The following is an 18440-nucleotide window of genomic DNA, read 5'->3' on the forward strand; positions in this document are numbered from 1 at the left end:
CAGGATATACTCCACAAAAGCGTTTAAACTCTTCTGGATTCAAATTTTTTACTTTTTCGTAAGTCATTGTTTTTCTGAGTGTTTTACTTTATTTTACATAATCAGTTCCTATTTTTGCAGGAGGTCTATATTACCTCGATCTCTCAAAGGCGGGCGCAATTTTGTTTTAAAACTATATCATTTTCAATACATTTATAAATGTACTTCGTTACACAATCGAGGAGTCGTGGATTTCTATAGTATGTAGATAAAACTAATGGAACCTCTCCCGCTTGCCCTGAGCCAAGTCGAAGGGATCGAGTTGGGAAACCCTTCTCTTTTGTCTCCTTGCCCGACGATAAATCTTGTTTTCTGCGAGAAATCCCATGCTCCACCGTTCGATCAAGTGTCTCTGGAAACCGTGGCGAAATTGCCGGGGAGTTCGTCCCGCAGTGCTTTTTGTGACCAGTCTGGTGGGGAGCTTTCTCCTGGCTGGATTTTCCGACACGAACGCAAAGCGCTCGCTACGCGAGATCGCCGTCGGTCAAAATTCTCGCTCGGATAACCCGATTCTCAACCTCGTCGATAGCTTTAAATTCCCCCAGAATACGACCCCCCGGCTATTGGAAACCGTGGGATTATTTATCGCTGGCATTCTCTTCTGTATTGCGATCGATCGCTGGTTCAAGCGCCCAACCCCCTCTGCTATCACTCCCCTAGCCAAACAAGCGCGGCGGCTAGGAACCCTCAAGATCGGCTACCCTGAGGGCATGACTAATCTGGAAGTTCTCCGCTCCCAGGCCTTTCTGGAAAGACGCTTAAAACCCTTTGGGGTGACGGTAACGTGGACGAGTTTTCTTTCCGCTTCCTCGCTAATCGAGGCCTTGAGCAACGGAATGATCGACTTCTGTGGTGGTGGCGGTACGGCGAGTATTTTCTCGCAAGCGGCGGAACACGTCTTTGTCCGGGTAGCCAAAGAAAAATATACCGCCCCGAAAGGTCAGGCGATCCTCGTGCCTGAAGATTCGCTAATACAGACCTTGGCGGATTTAAAAGGCAAAAGAATCGCCTTTGATCGAGGTTCGAGCGCCCATTACGTCCTCATCCGCGCACTGATGAGAGTGGATCTAGAATTAAGCGATATCGAACTGGTGTATGCAACCCAACCGGAAGCGCTGGTGCTTTTCCGTCGCGGTGAGATCGACGCTTGGGTGGTGTGGGTTCCCTATTCCCCCACCGAGACGCGCACCTATCCGGGAAGATCGGTGGCCGATCTGGGGAGTATCTTTGGGGAAAACGCCTCTCTAGAAGTGCCGACCTACTATTATGCGGTTCCCGAATTGGTGCGGGATTATCCCGATGTACTGAAGGTGATTTTAGAAGAGGTGAACGAGGCGGGTGCTTGGGCGAAACAACAGGAGTTAGAGGCGACGAGACGCTTGGCAGATCACCACGAGATCGATCCAGCGATCATCACTAATCTCGAACAACGGGCCTCTGAACGTGCCATTATCCCGATCGACGATCGCTCTCTGACGACCCTACAACACCAAGCTAATATCTTCCGAGACCTGAAGCTGATCCCCCATCGGGTCAATGTGCGCGACGGAACCTACACCCTACAGACAAAACAAAATTGGACATATTAACCCGACGGCAATATTTTGGGCATTGGTGGGATTGATGCCGCTACCAAATGGCCGATTATTAGGGGGCATTTAACTCCCTAGTAGGGTTCTTCTGTTGATGATCTAACTACCTAAGCAAAATTAATTAGGGTCTGCTGAAAAAGTTTTTCCTGGGGGTAGGAGTCAGTAGCTGGTCGTCAGGAGCCGGTCGTTTCGGGCTTTGTTGCCCTTGTTTTTTGTACCAAGCTATGTACTACAAGAAGGATAATGCAAGGTTTTTGAAAGTCCCAATCCTATTTTCGCAGCATGAACATCGGACTTTAACAGGTCAAAAGCCTTATTTTAAAAGGGTTTTACCATTATTCAGCAAGCCCTAATTACACATATCTAACCCCCCCTTGCCTCTTGCATGAGTGCCTTTTGCCTTTCTTCACTAGGAAATTTATTTTGCACGACCCCTTAACTAACTCAACCCTTCAAAATAATCACGAATTTGATGATGTAGCCCGGATTGACGCAGTTTTTGCAACGCTTTCAACTCAATTTTTCGCACCCTTTCCCCGGATAATTCCAAGATGCGACCTATATCAGCCAAGGAATGGGATTTACCATCGAGAAAACCATAGCGCAATTCAATCACTTCTCGTTCGCGAGTGGTTAAATCTGCCAATAATTCTCTCATATCTCTTTGCAAAGATTCATAGACAAGACGATTTTCTGAAGACACTTCTTCGGTTTCCAAAAGGTCTATTAATTCCGTATCTTTTTCCTTACCCACTTTTATTTCTAAGGAAACCGAACGCGGCACTGTCATCAACAATTCCCGCACAGCTTCAGGAGTCATCGCTAACTCTTGGGCAATTTCCTCTACGGTCGCACTGCGACCGCGCATTTTTGAGATTTTCCGTTGTGCTTTCCTAATTCTGTTGAGTTTTTCGGTAATACTAACCGGTAAGCGAATAATCCGGCTTTGAGTTGCGATCGCCCTCGTAATTCCTTGACGGATCCACCAGTAGGCATAGGTACTAAAACGATAGCCTTTGCTGGGATCAAATTTCTTGACGGCGCATTCTAAACCTAGGGTTCCCTCTTGAATCAAATCCAATAATTCTAAACCGCGATTCTGATATTTTTTGGCCACCGACACCACCAGACGTAAATTGGCCTTGATCATCTGTTCTTTGGCACGAGTACCAAGGCTAATAATTTCTTCTAATTCCCCTACTTCTAAGCCCGCTAGGTGCGCCCAACGCTGTTTTCCTGCTTTTAAAGCATTTTTTAACTCAGACACGGTGATTTGGGCAGTTTTTGCCCAAATTTCTAGGGAGGGACGATGGGCTGATCGAGTTGACCCTGAGAGAAGCCGAAGGGCGGTCAGTTGATCGCAAATCTTAATTAACTTGACAAATTGCTGTACTTGTGCATCACCTTTTTTAACGGCAGTGGCGCGTAATTTCAGTAAAGACAGATGACGCTGCACCCGTTGCGCTTGTTCAACTTCCTCGTCCCGTTTGAGTAGAGGCACTCTGCCAATATCTTGTAGATATAAACGGACTAAATCGGTAGTTGTACGGTTGCTGTAGCTTTTTTTGGGACTAGATACTAAATCATCTTTTAAATCATGGCCGAGAAAATCTTCATCTAGGTCGATCGAGTTTTCCTTCAGTTTTAAGATAGAAAAAGAGGGAGAGATAAATTCAGTCTCGAGCGTCGAGGGATTAATTGCAGACATAGGGGCTTCTCTACGGGCGACTGTGATAGGAATTAGAAACTTCTAAATCGTTCACCGTAGTCATAGTTTTCCCGCTTGAGCGCGGAAATGATGCCGTCGGGAAAAATTTTTTCTCAAAAGTATTGATCTTTAAACCTAGAAGTTATAGCAAGTCTGGGGTTTACCTTCTTGGCCCAACTTCTCGAATTAATGATTGATTTAGAAGTAATTTCCCCTACAGTCCTATTCCTATCTATTCCTGATTTTTGAGATAATTACTGATCTGTTCTAGTTTAGCCAGGGCTTTTCCTGACTGTAAAGATTGTTGTGCTTGCTGGAAACCGGTGGGGATATCCGGGGCAATTCCACAGCGCCAAAGATAAAAACCACCGTTAAAAATTGCCGCGTCGGTTAATTCGTTATTTTCTCCAGCTAATAAACCCTTTAATTTAGCGGTGAGCATCTCTAAAGATTCGAGGGGATAATCCGAGGGACAGAAGCCATAATCGCGAGGATTTAGGAAAAATCGCTGAAAGGAAGGGGGATCGGTGGGATTTCCCAGACCGATAATCGCCGTCCGATTACAGGCTAAATCACAACTCCCCTCTAATCCTTTCACGGTGGTGAAGTGAGAGATATTTCTCAGGGCAAAAGTTTCGCAAAAACGATCCTCGGTGGGGGGATGAACAAAACCCGATATTTGATGAATATTACCCACAAAAGGCGACCAGATTAACTCTACCGTGGCCATGGGCGGACGTTTACCGATTTGCTCCCGATAGGTGATGAAATTCTGTACTAGAGGGAAATGAGGCGGAATATAGAAAAAAGTCAATCCTGTGGTGATTAAACAGTCTTTCACTGCTGCTAAGGATAATTGACTAAAATCTGCTCCTAATTGCTGCCAGATTTCCCTGAGGGAAATACCGTATTTAGTCGGCATTCGATCGCCCCCGTGCAGGACTACGGGAACCCCCGCCGCCGCTAGGATTAAAGTAGTGATCGGAGTAACCGGGGCAGTGCGAGATCGTCCATCATAGGGATTGCCAAAAATAGCGATCGGATGCTGAAAAGAGGCTGATTCTAGGGTTATTTGCGGGCCAAGCTCGGCGTAGGCATCAAGCATTCCCGCTAACTCATCGCTGGTGGGGCGTTTAATGCGATGGGCAATCATAAAAGCACCGATTTGGGCCGGGGTTGCCTCTTGGGTTAACATCATCTTGGTGGCCATTGCCGCTTCGGGACGGGTTAAATTTTTGCCCGTATGGGTGCCACTACCGATCGCTTTTAATAATTCTCGAAAAGTATCGCTCATCTCAAGGAAGAAAATAAAAAGTAAATGGGATTGATTGGGATTGCTAAGGCTGGACGTGGTGATTTTCTAGGTTTTTAATCATACTTTGCTTTATTTGCCGCACTAATTGACAAAAATGAGCGATCGGTGGTATGTGTAGGCGATCGCTAGTGGTGACAAGGACTACCTGACGGGTGAGACGATGACTAAATTTACCATTATTAAGATGGGGATTTTCGCCACTAGGGGAAGCAAGAGCTTGCCCTGAGCCAAGTCGAAGGGGACGAATGGCGAGGGTGGCATCGCTACGAGCCTCCATTAGGGCAGATTGGGGCAGAAGAGCGATAATATTACCCTGACGCACCACACCGCGAAAAGCATCAAGGGTGTTTAATTCCATGACAGTTTTTAGGTGGGCATCCTGACGGGAAAACCATTCTTGTACTAATCTTTGCATTCCGTAGCCATCTTTGAAAACCACTTGCGGATACGGGATTAATTCTGACCATGGCACTTCTTTGTATTGGGCGAGGGGATGATTAGCGGCCATGAGAATTTCGATCGCTTCTTCGTATAATATTTCTACCACCATCTCGGGGCTAGAGGTGAGAAAACGATTATTCATTACCAACGCCACATCAACTAAACCATCCCGCAGCACTTTTAAAGCCCGATCGCTGCCTAGGGCTGTAACTCTTAACTGCACTTCTGGGTATTCAGCACAAAATTTCGGCAAAATCGGCGGTAAATAGTGGGCGCAGACGGAATGAATCGCCGCCACGCACAACTCCGGCTGTTTTCCTGCCTGTAGATCAGTGATTTCCCTGTGAATATTCGTCCATTCTTGACAAATCCGTTTCGCCCGGGGCAGTAATTTTTCGCCAGCAATGGTTAATTTTGCTTGGGCGGTACGATGAAAAAGAGGTAAGCCCAAATCGGTTTCTAGGGATTGAATCTGGCGACTGATAGTCGATTGGGTGACTCCACACTGCCGCGCGGCTTGACCGAAATTGCCCATATCGGCTACGGCTAAAAAGGCTTGCAACTGCTCGATCCGCATTCTTTCTGGTTTTAATTACATTCCGTCATGACCTTATGACAATAACGAATTTTATTGGGACTTTTGGTAGAAATTGCTACCGTTTTCTCAGTTATCAGTTATCAGTTATCAGTTATCAGTTAGCAGGTGTCAGATTTGAGTTATCAGTTCACTGATTACTTTTTACTGTTGACTGAGCATTGAAAAAAGCCCCCTGCTCCCCCTCTCCCTGCTCTCCTATACCTTTTAAACAGGATTTAGTATTAAGTAGGGAGGCACAATTATTTGTAGGATGGGTTAGCAGTAGCATAACATGAGCGGGCGTTGGGTTTCATGCTTCAACTCAACCTACGTTCATCTTATATTTAATTCCACCCACCCACTTAACAGGATAGCCGGTACTTTTGCCCTTGTGAATATCGCTGTTTTTGAGGCCAACTTTAAAGACAGTGTAACCTGTTTCTGGGATTTGATCGCCGATGAACTTGGCTATTTAAAGGTGATCAATTAGGGGTTGTGGGTCAGTACGAATGCTAAGATAGCGTTGGGCGAGGATGCGAAGTTAGTCCTTGAATTGATTAGAGAAAAGGAGTTTAAAAGATGAAAATGACCTATCTGGAAGCTACTGCCAAATTTTACAGCGAAGTAGCCCAAACTCCCGAAGTGGGGCTATGTTGTGTTCAAAGCAGTCCTTTGCAACTGCCGGGGTTAAAAATCCCCGCCATTATGCAGGAGATGAACTATGGTTGTGGCACGACGGTGCAGGTTAATGAATTGGGCAATTCTCCCACGGTTTTGTATGTGGGTGTGGGTGGTGGTTTAGAAGCACTGCAATTCGCCTATTTTTCCCGTCGTCCGGGGGGAGTCATTGCGGTGGATCCAGTGCCGGAAATGCGTTGGGCAGCCCAAAGAAATCTCGGCGAAGCACTGCCAGAAAATCCTTGGTTTAGTCTCGATTTTGTGGAAATTAAAGATGGTTCCGCTTTTGAATTGCCGGTGGAGGATGCCTCCGTCGATGTGGTGGCGCAGAATTGTCTTTTTAATATCTTTAAACCAGCCGATTTACAGTTAGCTTTACGCGAGGCTTTTCGCGTCTTAAAACCGGGAGGACGTTTACTGATGAGTGATCCGATCGCCCCTCGTCCAATTCCCGAACATTTGCAAGAAGATCAGCGTTTAAGGGCTATGTGTCTATCGGGAGCCTTGACCTACGATGATTATATTCAACAGTTGATCGCTGCTGGTTTTGGTCAGGTAGAAATTCGGTCCCGTCGTCCCTATCGTTTACTGGACTGTCAGAGTTATAATTTAGCCGAGCCACTCCTATTAGAAAGTTTGGATTCCGTTGCTTTTAAAGTAGCTATTCCCGAAGATGGGGCCTGTATTTTTACCGGCAAAACTGCTATTTATACTGGTACGGAGGCAATTTTTGATGATGGCGCTGGGCATATTTTAGCCAAAGGATTACCAGTGGCCGTCTGTGATAAAACTGCGAGCAACTTAGCTCGTTTCTCCCCCCAAGATATCCTCATCACCGAGTCCACTTGGCACTATAATGGGGGCGGTTGCTGTTAAAAAAGCACGATTGAGACAAGTTCGATCCCTCAGTTATCAGTTATCAGTTATCAGTTATCAGTGATTGTTCACTGTTTACTGTTTACTGATCACTGAAAAAAACTAGCCCTGCACCACCTGTTTAAGGGTGGTAAAGGTTTCTAGGTTGATTAACCCCCGGCGCTGGCCTTTTTGGTTGGAAATGCCCAAAAATACCGATTCTCCCTGTTTGGGATTGCGATCAAATCGGGGTGAGGAATTGATATAAACTAAAGCACTATCGGACTCCATAGCGAATTGACGACTTTCTCGATAGGATTCGGTGACAATACAATCCGCATGACCACTACTATACTTATTAATCCAAGCGATCGCATCGGTGAGGGTATCCACTAACCTAAAAGCCACCGTTTTTTCTAAATAGGGTCTTTGCCAATCATTATCGGTAGCAATGGTTAAATGTTCCGGAAAATCCGCCGCTAATCGGGTATCTCCACGCAATTTAAAGCCTTTTTCCTGCAAACTTTTAAACAAACGACTTAAAGTCGAAGAATTGTGATGGGGACTAATTAAAACTTTTTCGATCGCGTTAACCGGATCTGGTATGCTGCCATGACTATCGATAATTACCTGACGAGCTAACTCCAAATCGCCACTAGGAGACCAATATAAATAACAGTTTCCCATGGCCGCACGCAAAACGGGAACCGTGGCCAATTGACTCACCCGACCGATTAAACTAGGGCGACCGTAGGGAATAATCAAATTAACATAATTTTCCTGGGTCAGCAACTCCTCTAGGGAGGGACTAGAATCACAGGGTAAACCACTGACACAATCCACTGGTAAACCCACATCTTCCAATGCTTCTTGGATAATTTCCGTAATCACCCCATCGGAATGACTAGAGGCATTGGAACCGCGAATAATCAAACTATTGCCACTTTTTAGGGAAAATCCCGCCGCTACCATCGCTAATTCCGGAAAACCTTCATAGACGAAGGCAATCACTCCTAAGGGCATCCTTTGGCAATAGGTTTGGGAAGGATTAAGTTGATAGGCTGCGTTAATTACCTGTTGCAGCGGATCTGATGCTTCCGCTAGTTGTTGTAATACCTCCACCGTCGTCTCTAAACGTTCGGGAGTTAACCGTAACCAGCGAATCATTTGTTCTGAGACAGCCATCTCTCGACTGACTTCTAAATCGAGGGTATTGGCTTCTAAAATACGATCAAAGCCAGTTTTAATGGCATTAGCGATCGCAATTACTCCGCGATTTCTTTCATTGCCATTAAATTGACCTAGAGCCAGAAAAGCATTGTATGCTTGCTTAAAGATCGTCAGGGGGGGGATGGAGGAACTTTCGATCATAGATTCTTGTCTAGCGTCGATAGGCTAACCAAAAGATGAATGCGGGCAAAATAACTAATAGCATAACTAGAATTGCCCCAAAAATCACGCTTACCCCCGCTTGCCCTGAGCCAAGTCGAAGGGGCGGTGATTTTAAAATTAAGGGTAGCCAGACGATCGATAATAACAGAATTATCCCCACTATCAGGGGTAATACCTCTTGTCCAAGGCGCTGATTGGTACTCACCCAACGAAATCCTGTCCAGCGCCAACTGCGTTTATAGGGATAGTGGGGAGCTAATTGTTCGATAATTTGGCCGTTTTCCTGTAACACAAATATCTGTTGACAGCGATCGCAGCCAAAGGCATCGGTCAATAAAATCGGGCATAATGTCCCTTTCCGACGACAGGGACATGGATAGTCTTGGTGTTGGTCGATTTTGGTGTATTTATGCGGTCGCACAAGCTAAATTTTTGTTTATAAATGGTTGTTTTTAGTTGCTCGTGGTCAATAGCTAAGGGATTCAATGGTTGCTGAAAATCCTCAACCCTATTACTCACGGATAATTCCCATCTTAAGGGATATACCTAAATTATTCCTACTAATCTTAAGAGCTATTTCAAGATTTTTCTAAGCGGGCAACGCGATTCGAACGCGCGACATTCACCTTGGCAAGGTGACGCTCTACCACTGAGCTATGCCCGCAAGCCGTTTTTTCACACTTCCCTGAGTATGCCAAATCTCAGAGCATTTGTCAAGTGGTTTGGAGCATTTTTTTACAATGATTCATCTTCTGGCAAATCCCCTAAACCGGTAATAGCTTCGAGAACCACTTCTATCTTAGCCTGTAGTCGGTTGAACTGATGTTCCAGGCGATCAAAACGCTTGTCAATGGCGGCGAATTTTTCATCCACTGCGGCGAATTTTTCATCTATATGCCGTTCCATAGCGTCAAAAGCTTCCGTAATCCGCCCCTCTGGTTCTAAATCTAATTCCAGAGTCTTGATTCTCTCGACAGCGTTGACTAATTGCCGTCTGAGTTGGTTAATATATTTGTTCTGTTCAGCTTCGCTCATCAGTGGAACTCCGGGGGAGTGGGGACAACTAAAATCCTAAATGCTGGGGGAATTTTCTTAGCCTTCCGTCAGTGCCTGTTGGGGATTATTTTCCAATAATTCTAGGGGTTTATCTTCATTCCGGGGGCGCAATTGACGCATGAGACTAGCCATTTCTAGGGCAGATAGGCCATAATTCCAGCCCAAATTACTTTTAATACCGGCCCGTTCGAGGGCCTGTTGTAGAGTATCAGTGGTGAGAATACCGAAGACAACAGGAACACCTGTCTGAAAAGCGGCCGCAGCAATACCTTTGGCAGCCTCGGCGGCAACGTAGTCAAAATGGGGAGTTTGTCCGCGAATAATTGCCCCTAGACAAATAACGGCATCGTAACGGTGGGAAAGGGCGACTTGACGGGCTACCATTGGCACTTCAAAGCTACCGGGTACCCAGATATAATCCACTTGCGTACCGTCGGGATTAACATCAACCCCGTGACGCTTGAGACAGTCTTGACAGCCTGATAACAGTTTATCAGTGACGAGATCATTAAAACGACCAATCACGATCGCAAAGCGCAAGGACGATATATCTTCGGTAAAATTTCCCTCAAAAACAGTCATAGGTGGAAGGGGTTAGGAGTGGGAATTATGAATTATGAATTATGAATTGGGAAGTGGGGATATGGGGAGTGGGAATTATGAATTATGAATTGGGGAGTGGGAGGTGGGGAAATTGAACTAAAACCCCAAAACCCCAAAACCCCAACACCTAACACCTGTCTCCTGTCTCGGAGTCTCCCTTCCCCCTGATCAACACTAAATCACTAAAAAGTTTAAAATAGCGACGGCAACAACTAAAATCGCCCAAATTGCCGAACCCACATAGAGAAGGGGTTTCGATTGGTCCCAGTTTTGGGGGGAAGCATAGGCAACGGGGACACCAATCACCATCAGCAAGGAAAATAAAACTAGGGCAATGAGAAAAAATTGAAAAACAATAGACATGATTGGGTTCTCCTAAAGCAGTTGATCTTTATCTAGATAATTCTCCCAGATTTGATACTTGTATGGAAGAGCCTCGCTTCCACTCAACTTAACTGGACGATCCTTTCTCTAAGTCCTCCCTGAATCAGGGTTTACAAGGAGATATGCCCGTCAGACCGAATCCACGAGCATTTTAATTTTACTGCCACTGACTACCTAGCCGCAGCGGGGCTGAAAACTTTTTTCCAGTGTCTATGCTTGCCAAAAGCAGCAGGGCAGGGGTTAGGTGGGGGAATTGACTCTCTGTGATACCCTGCTCAGATTACCCTATTTTTGCGTTTTCGCCAAAGCTGCCTTAGAAAGATGTCCAGACTGCTGAACTGCTAAAAGCTAATGGTCAGGCCTCCCAAACGGATGCCGGCGCCAAAAATGACGAATAATACTGCTAGAGTTGTGACGGCGACTATGTGCAGGGCAAGGAAATTTAAGTTTTCCTCGCTCAGTTGAGGAAGGAGAAAAAAGCGGGAATGAAGGGCCAAGATGAGAGTTAATAACAGTAAAGCCAACTTAATTCCTATATAAACCGATAAAAAACTATCAAATGACCAAAAATCACGAAAACCGGGCAAATAAATCCAAGTCAGTCCTAGGCCTGTTATTACCTGCAACAATAGCGCAGATAACCCCAAACCTTCAAAATATTGCTCAAATTGACGAATTCGGTCTGGTTCTCGGTTTTTGAGGGACTGGGGTAGAACGGTGACTGCCAACAATAAATGTCCACCGGCCCAGACGGTCGCCCCTAGGGTGTGCAGAATTACTAAAATGTTGAATAACATGGGTTTCTCTCGGTCTTGATTTGCTAACTTATAGTCCTTGACCAGGCTATTTCCGAGTATTCGGTAACAATAGATACAGAAAAAATCCTGATATATTCTCCTTACTAAAAAATATGGATTTAATTTTATGTCATCAAACGGCGGATTTTGACGCTTTGGGGGCAGCGGTGGGTTTATCGTTGCTGAAAGCGGGTAGTCGTATTGTGTTAACGGGGGGAGCGCACCCGACGGTGAGGGAATTTTTGGCCCTGCATCGGGATGAGTTCGCTTTGATTGAAATGCGTAGTGTCAATCCGGACCTGATTCGCTCTTTAATTATCGTTGATAATCAGTGGCGAGAGCGTCTGGGAAAAGCCTCCCAGTGGCTCGATTTAGGGCATTTACAGGCGATCGAATTGTATGATCATCATTTGGATAGTGAAAGCGATATTCATGCCTCTAGCGTCCATTTAGAAGCGGTGGGAGCCACCACGACTTTGATTGTCGAAGCTTTACAAAAAGCCCAGATTAAACCAAACTCGATGGCAGCGACGGTAATGGCGCTCGGTATTCACGTTGACACGGGTTCCCTGACTTTTGCTGGTAGTACCCCCAGGGATGCCTATGCTTTGGCTTGGTTAATGACCTGTGCTGCTAACATTAAAACGATCGCCCAATACTGTCAACCGAGTTTTTCCCCGCGCTTACAGGAGTTATTTAGCCTTGCTTGGGAAAATCTAGAGATTAAAACGATCCATGGCCGTAAAATCGCCCACGTTCTTCTCCATACTGCCGATTTTATCCCGGGTTTGTCTAGTGTAGCCGAGCGCCTACTGGAATTATCCGATAGTGATGCGCTACTTTTTGGCCATAGTTATAGTAAAGACGAGGAAGATAATTCCCGACAGCGTTTAACTGTGATTGGTCGCTCTAGAATCGATGGGGTAAATCTATATCAGCTTTTTTCCCCCTATAACGGCGGTGGTCATGCTCAGGCCGCTTCGGTGAGTTTTCGCGATGTTCAGCCAGTTCAACAGTTAAATCAACTACTGGGGGACTTAATTGCTCAAATTCCCCCTTCTCCCACTGCTAGGGATTTAATGTCTTCCCCAGTACGAACAATTCGTCCCGATACTTCCATATCTCAAGCCGAGCGCATCCTTTTCCGTTACGGCCATTCGGGGTTATCGGTGGTAGATGAGCAGGATCGCTTAGTTGGGGTGATTTCTCGTCGTGACCTCGATTTAGCTCTCCATCACGGCTTTTCTCGCTCTCCTGTGAAGGGATACATGACTTGTAATCCGAAAACTATTACCCCGGACACTTCTCTTCAGGAAATCGAGTCGCTGATGGTAACGTATGATTTGGGGCGTTTACCTGTACTAGAAAATGGGCAGTTAGTCGGTATCGTCACTCGTACAGATGTATTAAGACAGATTCATCAAAATGAGCGGGTGCGTTTTGAAGGGGTTGCGTTGGTTTCTTGTCTTTTACCAGCGATTAAAGAGCGTTTAGAGCCGATTTTATGGTCATTCCTGCAAGCTGCCGCCGCTGCCGCTCAAAAACGCGGTTGGCATCTCTATCTGGTTGGGGGTGCGGTGCGGGATTTATTGTTAGCCACAGAAAGGGATTCTTTATTGTTACAGGATATCGATTTAGTGGTGGATGGCTGCCATCGTGCCGCCGGTGTGGGTGCGGGGGTGGATTTGGCTAATTGTTTACAGGAAATTTATCCGGGGGCCCGGTTATCGATTCACGGGGAATTTCAGACGGCGGCTTTGTTATGGCACAAAGATGAGCGTTTTGGCTCGTTATGGGTGGATATCGCCACGGCACGCACGGAATTCTATCCCTATCCCGCGAGTAATCCCCAAGTGGAGGCTAGTTCGATTCGACAGGATTTGTATAGAAGGGATTTTACGATTAATGCTCTGGCAATTCGCCTAACTTCGCCGAAAGAGGGGGAATTACTCGACTTTTTTGGCGGTATGTTGGATTTACGCGCTCAAGAAATCCGGGTTCTCCACGCTAATAGTTTTATTGAGGATCCGACGCGCATCTATCGAGCGGTGCGTTTTGCCACTCGGTTAGGATTTGTTATTGAACCCTTGACAGAAAACTATATTAGGTATGCGATCGAAAGTGGAGTTTATGATCGCTCACGGCAACAAAATCAGAATGCACCCGCTTTACAGTCCCGTTTAAAAGCGGAGTTGAATTATATTTTAGAGGCGGATTACTGGGAAAGTGCCTTAGAAAAGTTGGCTGATTTGGGGGCTTTGCACTGTTTACACGGGGATTTAAGTTTAAATCGGGCTTTATGGCGACAATTGCGCTGTCTCAGTCGTTGGTTAGATTGTTTAAGTCTGGAATTGCCGGTGAATGCTTGGTTAATGCGGTTGGAATTATTAATCGCTTCTCTGGCTGTGGAGGAAAGAATAGCGATCGCTAATAATTTACAATTGCCCAAAGATACTGTGGGGCGTTTACAAAAACTAGAAGTTATGGAAAGGGAGATTAGCAATAATTTTGCTTATGATCGACCCATTAGTCAAATCGTCAGCTTTTTCAATGGTTATCAGGTTCCTAGTTTGTTACTGGTGGCGGTGAGGAGTCAGACTAGGATTCGGGGTTTAATCTGGCAATATTTAACTAAATGGTCGCAGATTGAGGCTCCTATCGACGGTAATGACCTAAAAGCTTTGGGTTATCAACCCGGTCCCCAGTTTAAATCGTTACTTGCGGCGGTGTTGGGGGCGACTTTAGATGGAATAGTCAGCAATAAAAGCGAGGCTATGGCTTTTATTGCTAGATTAACTAAGTCAGCAGATTAGGTATCGGCTGCCCCTTCATTTTCCGAAGATTGTCTTTGATCGCTGGAATAACCGCCTCTACCTCCTCTGGTGGTGGTACGATTAGAGGCAGCCCGGAATTGACGAGCGTAGGCGCGGTTGCGTTCAGCTTTTTCTTTTTTCAAATTACGACGTTTAGCCACAAGAATCTCCTTGGGATATTAGATGGACAAGCGGGGAAACGAGCGCTCGCTCCCCCTATTGACAATGAAAACAAGTTAGGTAGGGTCTGCTGAAAAAGTTTTTCGTGGGGACAGGGTGTGGGGTGTGGGGTGTGGGGTGTAGGTTTTTACCGATTCTCATCTGGTCAATTACCTAATTTTCAGAGAAAAAGTCCCAGAATTTTGCCCCGATCACTCCCAGAACTGGTACTTTTTGATTGACAAAAAGTCTAAAAGTATTACCCAAAAAGGTTTTTAGATTTATTCAGCAAACTCTAGGTAATCATAGCCTAGAATGGTTACGATTGGGGATTAGTAGCGACGCTCCCGATTGCGATCACCACCACCGAAGGAAGATCTGGGCTCTTTTTCACGAGCTTGATTGACTTTTAAGTCTCGTCCCATCCATTGGGCGCCGTCAAGAGCAGCAATAGCGGCCGCTTCCTGCTCTGGGGTTTCCATTTCCACGAAAGCGAATCCGCGTTTTTTGCCCGTTTCCCGATCCATGGGAAAGTGAACGCGCTTGATTTTACCATATTCGGTAAAAACTTCGACTACATCGTCTTGGTCAACCTCGAAGGGGAGATTACCAACATAAATTGACATAAAAGCTATCCTTGCACAGATAAAAACAACAGATTTGTAGAGAACCAAGATTTCGGGAACTAGCTGAACCAATACTAAACAGAAACGCTTTAACCATTAATACTGACAACGAGCCGCAGTGCCGACTTTTATTCTCAACCTCTATCCTAGCACATAGCTATTAGCTTTGATCGATTCTGCCGCTCCCGCCACCCGAGCAGATAAACTAGACTAGAATGCTGCCCTAGAAAATGCCCTAATTATGAGTTTATCCCCCCATCCGATCGAAACTGCCCTAAAAACCCTGGCAGGGAAAGCCGAAAATTCCATCGAACAAACAACAACCCTAGAAGACTTAGAACAGCTAAGGGTGAATTATCTGGGTAAGAAAGGAGAATTATCGCAGATTTTACGCGAAATGGGCAAATTAAGCCCTGAAGAGAGGCCGCGCCTCGGTGCGATCGCTAATGAGGTCAAAGAATTAGTACAATCGCTGCTGGAATCCCGGCGAGAAAGTCTAAATAATGCCCAAATTCAAGCGAAATTAGCGGCGGAAACCCTCGATGTCACCCTACCTGCTCTTAGCCGTCCTTTAGGACGAATTCACCCCTTAAATAGCACAGTTGATCGCATGATCGACATTTTCGTCGGTCTGGGTTACAGCATCGCTACTGGGCCGCAGGTAGAAAGCGATTATTATAATTTTGAGGCTTTAAATATCCCTGCTGACCATCCGGCCCGGGATATGCAGGATACTTTTTTCTTGAGGGATGGTCGTTTATTGCGGACCCATACCTCCCCGGTCCAGATTCGCTACATGGAAAGTCACGAACCCCCGATTCGGATTGTGGCCCCGGGCCGGGTTTATCGTCGTGATACCGTGGATGCAACCCATTCTGCGGTTTTCCATCAAGTGGAATTATTAGCGGTGGATAAGGGATTAACTTTTACGGATTTGAAAGGAACAATTAAAGAATTTCTTAAGCAAATGTTTGGGGCCGATTTACCGGTTAAATTCCGCGCTTCCTACTTCCCTTTTACCGAACCCTCGGCCGAGGTAGATGTACAGTGGAAAGGCAAATGGTTGGAGGTGATGGGCTGTGGTATGGTGGATCCCAATGTCTTAAAAGCAGTCGGTTATGACCCCCAAATCTATACGGGTTTTGCTGCTGGTTTTGGCGTGGAAAGATTTGCTATGGTATTACATGAGATAGACGATATTCGCCGTTGTTATAATAGCGATATCCGCTTTCTCCGCCAATTTTAGGGGGATAAACCCGATGGTCAAGAGTGAAGATTTAACCAAAAAAAGATTCCTATCCGTGGCTTGTCATGCTTCGATATTTTTGAGTGCTACGCTGGTATCGGTGGGGATTCCCTTAGCTATTTATTTCATTTCTGATGATGAAACGGTGAAGGAAAACGCCAAAGAAGCTTTAAACTTTCACCTGAATATGTGGTTATACTACCTAATTGCTGGGATTCTAGTTTGGGTTTTAATCGGTTATTTGCTCTTACCGATTCTTGCTGTGGTGAATATTGTTCTCCCCATTCTTGCTATTCTGCAAGTCTGGAACGATGCTTATAAGGTTTTCCGTTATCCTTTTATTTTCCGGGTTCTGTAATTAATTAGGGTTTGAGGCAAAAAGTTTTTTCTGGGGGTAGGGTGTAGGGTGTAGGGTGTGGGGTGTAGGGTGTGGGGAGAATAAATAAATAATCTCCTATCTCCTGACTCCTGACTCCTGAATACTGACTCCTGCCGACTGGCTACTGAATCCTGAATACTGAATCCTGACGACTGGCTCCTGACTCCTCACCTAAAGGAAGATTTTTGATTTTTGCAAGAGGTCTTATGACTAAAATTGTCATCATCGGTGCGGGGATAGTGGGGGCCACCATTGCCTACGAATTAAGCGCCGTCGAAGGATTAGAAATTACCCTCATCGATGAAAAAAAACCGGGACAAGGAGCAACCGGGGCAGCTTTAGGGATTTTAATGGGTATTATCAGCCATAAAACTAAAGGTAGAGCCTGGAAATTGCGGCAAGAAAGTTTAAAACGTTACGAAACCCTCCTTCCTGAGTTAGAATCCCTTACTGGACTGACTATTCCCTGTAACCGTGATGGCATTGTCCTTCTGCGATCGAGTGCCGAAGACGAAGAAAATTGGCGCAAGTTAGCCCAAATACGCCAAGAACAGGGATATTGTCTAGAAATATGGGATAAAGAGACTTTAAACCAAAAATGTCCCCAAGTGGCCGAGCATCTCCAGGGTGCTATCTATTCTCCCAGTGATCGTCAAATTAACCCGGCCTTGCTCACGGAGGCTCTCGTCGCTGCTGCGGCAAGAAGGGGGGTTAAATGTCAATTTGGGTTAAAAGTTGAAAATTTCGGGAAGATAGAGCTTCAAGGCTCTAATTTGAGGCAATGCACCCACATTTATAGTTCTAATGGTATAGAGGAAAGCGACTTTTTGATTCTTTCTGCGGGAATTGGTTCCACTGCTTTAACCGAAACTCTTACCCATCCAGTGGAGATCCGACCGGTTTTAGGGCAAGCTTTACAGATAAAATTGACGCAAGCTTTAGAAAGTTCCGATTTTAAGCCGATTTTAACGGGAAATGACCTGCATATTCTGCCTTTGGCCGGAGCAGAATACTGGATTGGAGCAACGGTGGAATTTATGGACGAAAAGGGCGAAATTATCCCCGATACTGCCTTGCTAGAACAAATGTATCAAAAAGCGATCGCTTTTTGTCCCTCTTTGGCCGGGGGTGCGATCGTGCGTACTTGGTCCGGTAAGCGACCGCGACCAGAGAAAAAATCCGCTCCCATCATCGAATATTTGCCCGGATACGATAACGTTATTCTGGCCACGGGACACTACCGCAACGGGGTTTTATTGGCCCCTGCTACCGCTCAAATGGTCAGGGAAATGTTAAGTGATAAGTTAGGGTTTGCTGAAAAAGTTTGTTGATGGGGTTAGGCTTCGGCCGTGAGCTCAGCCGAACGGAGTCAGTATTCGGCTTTTTTCTCCCCTTTCCCCTCTCTACAATAATTACTCGCAGCCAGAAATACGTTGGGTTACTATCATACTTTGTGCTTTTTGTCAAAAAAACTTTTTTTTTGCAATAAAACTACATAAAAAAAAGATCATCGTTGTGGGTGAAATTGACTGATTTACCCGTCTTAATTAGGATTACCTTCTAGGTGTGGCAAGGTTTTCAACTATTGCTGCCCAAAAAAGCACAAAATAGCCCATTATGAAATTCTATCAAATCGCTGTAACCTTGATAACATCGTTGTTAAATAAAAATCTTTCTCAATTAATTCTTAAGAATTTATAAATATTGCGAAATGTTAATTTAAATATTCTCAAGTTTTTGCAGTCAATAAATAATTTTTGCTTATCTTTGTCGGAAAATA

General features: G+C 45.4%; 17 protein-coding genes, 1 tRNA gene and 1 pseudogene. 6 read left to right on the forward strand and 13 right to left on the reverse strand.

Features of this window, described 5'->3' with window-relative positions; translation table 11 throughout:
• The first annotated feature begins 365 nt into the window (after positions 1 to 365).
• Entirely contained in the window at positions 366 to 1628 is a 1263-nt protein-coding gene (locus tag IQ234_RS13830) for a sulfonate ABC transporter substrate-binding protein (RefSeq protein ID WP_193957519.1), read from the forward strand.
• A gap of 442 nt (positions 1629 to 2070) precedes the next feature.
• On the opposite strand, the gene sigC is transcribed toward IQ234_RS13830, so the two are convergent.
• The 4 genes and pseudogenes from sigC to IQ234_RS21970 all read right to left on the reverse strand — a co-directional run.
• The gene (gene sigC, locus IQ234_RS13835) at positions 2071 to 3339 is read right to left on the reverse strand and encodes an RNA polymerase sigma factor SigC (protein WP_193957520.1); all 1269 of its coding nucleotides are present in this window, start codon (positions 3337 to 3339) and stop codon (positions 2071 to 2073) included.
• Positions 3340 to 3571: 232 nt separating this feature from the next.
• Positions 3572 to 4633, reverse strand: coding sequence for an anthranilate phosphoribosyltransferase family protein (locus tag IQ234_RS13840; RefSeq protein ID WP_193957521.1), 1062 nt, complete (start codon positions 4631 to 4633; stop codon positions 3572 to 3574).
• Between the two features lie 43 nt (positions 4634 to 4676).
• Positions 4677 to 5672 carry a LysR family transcriptional regulator gene (locus IQ234_RS13845; protein ID WP_193957522.1) on the reverse strand — a complete coding sequence of 332 codons (996 nt, stop codon included), beginning with the start codon at positions 5670 to 5672 and terminating at the stop codon, positions 4677 to 4679.
• Positions 5673 to 6036: 364 nt separating this feature from the next.
• A pseudogene (locus tag IQ234_RS21970) lies at positions 6037 to 6207 on the reverse strand (type II toxin-antitoxin system RelE/ParE family toxin); the annotation flags it as partial.
• A gap of 44 nt (positions 6208 to 6251) precedes the next feature.
• On the opposite strand from IQ234_RS21970, the gene arsM reads away from it, so the two are divergent.
• Entirely contained in the window at positions 6252 to 7226 is a 975-nt protein-coding gene (gene arsM, locus IQ234_RS13850; RefSeq protein ID WP_193957523.1) for an arsenosugar biosynthesis arsenite methyltransferase ArsM, read from the forward strand.
• A 102-nt stretch (positions 7227 to 7328) separates the two neighbouring features.
• On the opposite strand, the gene IQ234_RS13855 is transcribed toward arsM, so the two are convergent.
• From IQ234_RS13855 to IQ234_RS13885, 7 genes are all read right to left on the reverse strand, one after another.
• Positions 7329 to 8576: a glutamate-5-semialdehyde dehydrogenase gene (locus tag IQ234_RS13855; RefSeq protein ID WP_104397941.1), complete on the reverse strand. Its 1248-nt coding sequence runs from the start codon at positions 8574 to 8576 to the stop codon at positions 7329 to 7331.
• A gap of 10 nt (positions 8577 to 8586) precedes the next feature.
• Positions 8587 to 9018, reverse strand: a complete 432-nt coding sequence (locus IQ234_RS13860) for a hypothetical protein (RefSeq protein WP_193957524.1) — start codon at positions 9016 to 9018, stop codon at positions 8587 to 8589.
• Between the two features lie 171 nt (positions 9019 to 9189).
• Positions 9190 to 9261: transfer RNA gene (locus IQ234_RS13865), tRNA-Gly, on the reverse strand.
• Positions 9262 to 9332: 71 nt separating this feature from the next.
• Positions 9333 to 9632: a hypothetical protein gene (locus tag IQ234_RS13870; protein WP_193957525.1), complete on the reverse strand. Its 300-nt coding sequence runs from the start codon at positions 9630 to 9632 to the stop codon at positions 9333 to 9335.
• Between the two features lie 57 nt (positions 9633 to 9689).
• On the reverse strand, positions 9690 to 10235 hold the full coding sequence (gene ribH, locus IQ234_RS13875) for a 6,7-dimethyl-8-ribityllumazine synthase (RefSeq protein WP_193957526.1): 546 nt from the start codon (positions 10233 to 10235) through the stop codon (positions 9690 to 9692).
• Positions 10236 to 10430: 195 nt separating this feature from the next.
• A complete protein-coding gene (gene psbZ / locus IQ234_RS13880; RefSeq protein ID WP_002732865.1) occupies positions 10431 to 10619 on the reverse strand; it encodes a photosystem II reaction center protein PsbZ in 189 nt (62 codons plus the stop codon).
• Between the two features lie 362 nt (positions 10620 to 10981).
• Complete coding sequence (locus IQ234_RS13885; RefSeq protein WP_193957527.1) at positions 10982 to 11437, reverse strand: CopD family protein; 456 nt, start codon at positions 11435 to 11437, stop codon at positions 10982 to 10984.
• Positions 11438 to 11550: 113 nt separating this feature from the next.
• Between IQ234_RS13885 and IQ234_RS13890 the strand changes: the two genes are divergently transcribed.
• Positions 11551 to 14250, forward strand: a complete 2700-nt coding sequence (locus tag IQ234_RS13890; RefSeq protein WP_193957528.1) for a CBS domain-containing protein — start codon at positions 11551 to 11553, stop codon at positions 14248 to 14250.
• Here the strand turns inward: IQ234_RS13890 and IQ234_RS13895 are convergent.
• Both IQ234_RS13895 and IQ234_RS13900 read right to left on the reverse strand, forming a co-directional pair.
• Positions 14247 to 14411, reverse strand: coding sequence for a hypothetical protein (locus IQ234_RS13895; RefSeq protein WP_002733784.1), 165 nt, complete (start codon positions 14409 to 14411; stop codon positions 14247 to 14249). The genes IQ234_RS13890 and IQ234_RS13895 overlap by 4 nt on opposite strands.
• A gap of 330 nt (positions 14412 to 14741) precedes the next feature.
• A complete protein-coding gene (locus tag IQ234_RS13900; RefSeq protein WP_193957529.1) occupies positions 14742 to 15035 on the reverse strand; it encodes an RNA recognition motif domain-containing protein in 294 nt (97 codons plus the stop codon).
• Positions 15036 to 15276: 241 nt separating this feature from the next.
• Here IQ234_RS13900 and pheS point away from each other — a divergent pair, with 241 nt between their 5' ends.
• The 3 genes from pheS to IQ234_RS13915 all read left to right on the forward strand — a co-directional run bounded on the left by pheS (position 15277) and on the right by IQ234_RS13915 (position 17991).
• Positions 15277 to 16281, forward strand: a complete 1005-nt coding sequence (pheS, locus tag IQ234_RS13905) for a phenylalanine--tRNA ligase subunit alpha (protein ID WP_193957530.1) — start codon at positions 15277 to 15279, stop codon at positions 16279 to 16281.
• Positions 16282 to 16294: 13 nt separating this feature from the next.
• Positions 16295 to 16639: a DUF4870 domain-containing protein gene (locus IQ234_RS13910; RefSeq protein ID WP_110579957.1), complete on the forward strand. Its 345-nt coding sequence runs from the start codon at positions 16295 to 16297 to the stop codon at positions 16637 to 16639.
• Between the two features lie 227 nt (positions 16640 to 16866).
• A complete protein-coding gene (locus IQ234_RS13915; RefSeq protein ID WP_193957531.1) occupies positions 16867 to 17991 on the forward strand; it encodes an NAD(P)/FAD-dependent oxidoreductase in 1125 nt (374 codons plus the stop codon).
• The last annotated feature ends 449 nt before the right edge of the window (positions 17992 to 18440 follow it).

The organism is Microcystis aeruginosa LEGE 91341, assembly GCF_015206885.1.
Taxonomy (GTDB): domain Bacteria; phylum Cyanobacteriota; class Cyanobacteriia; order Cyanobacteriales; family Microcystaceae; genus Microcystis; species Microcystis aeruginosa_H.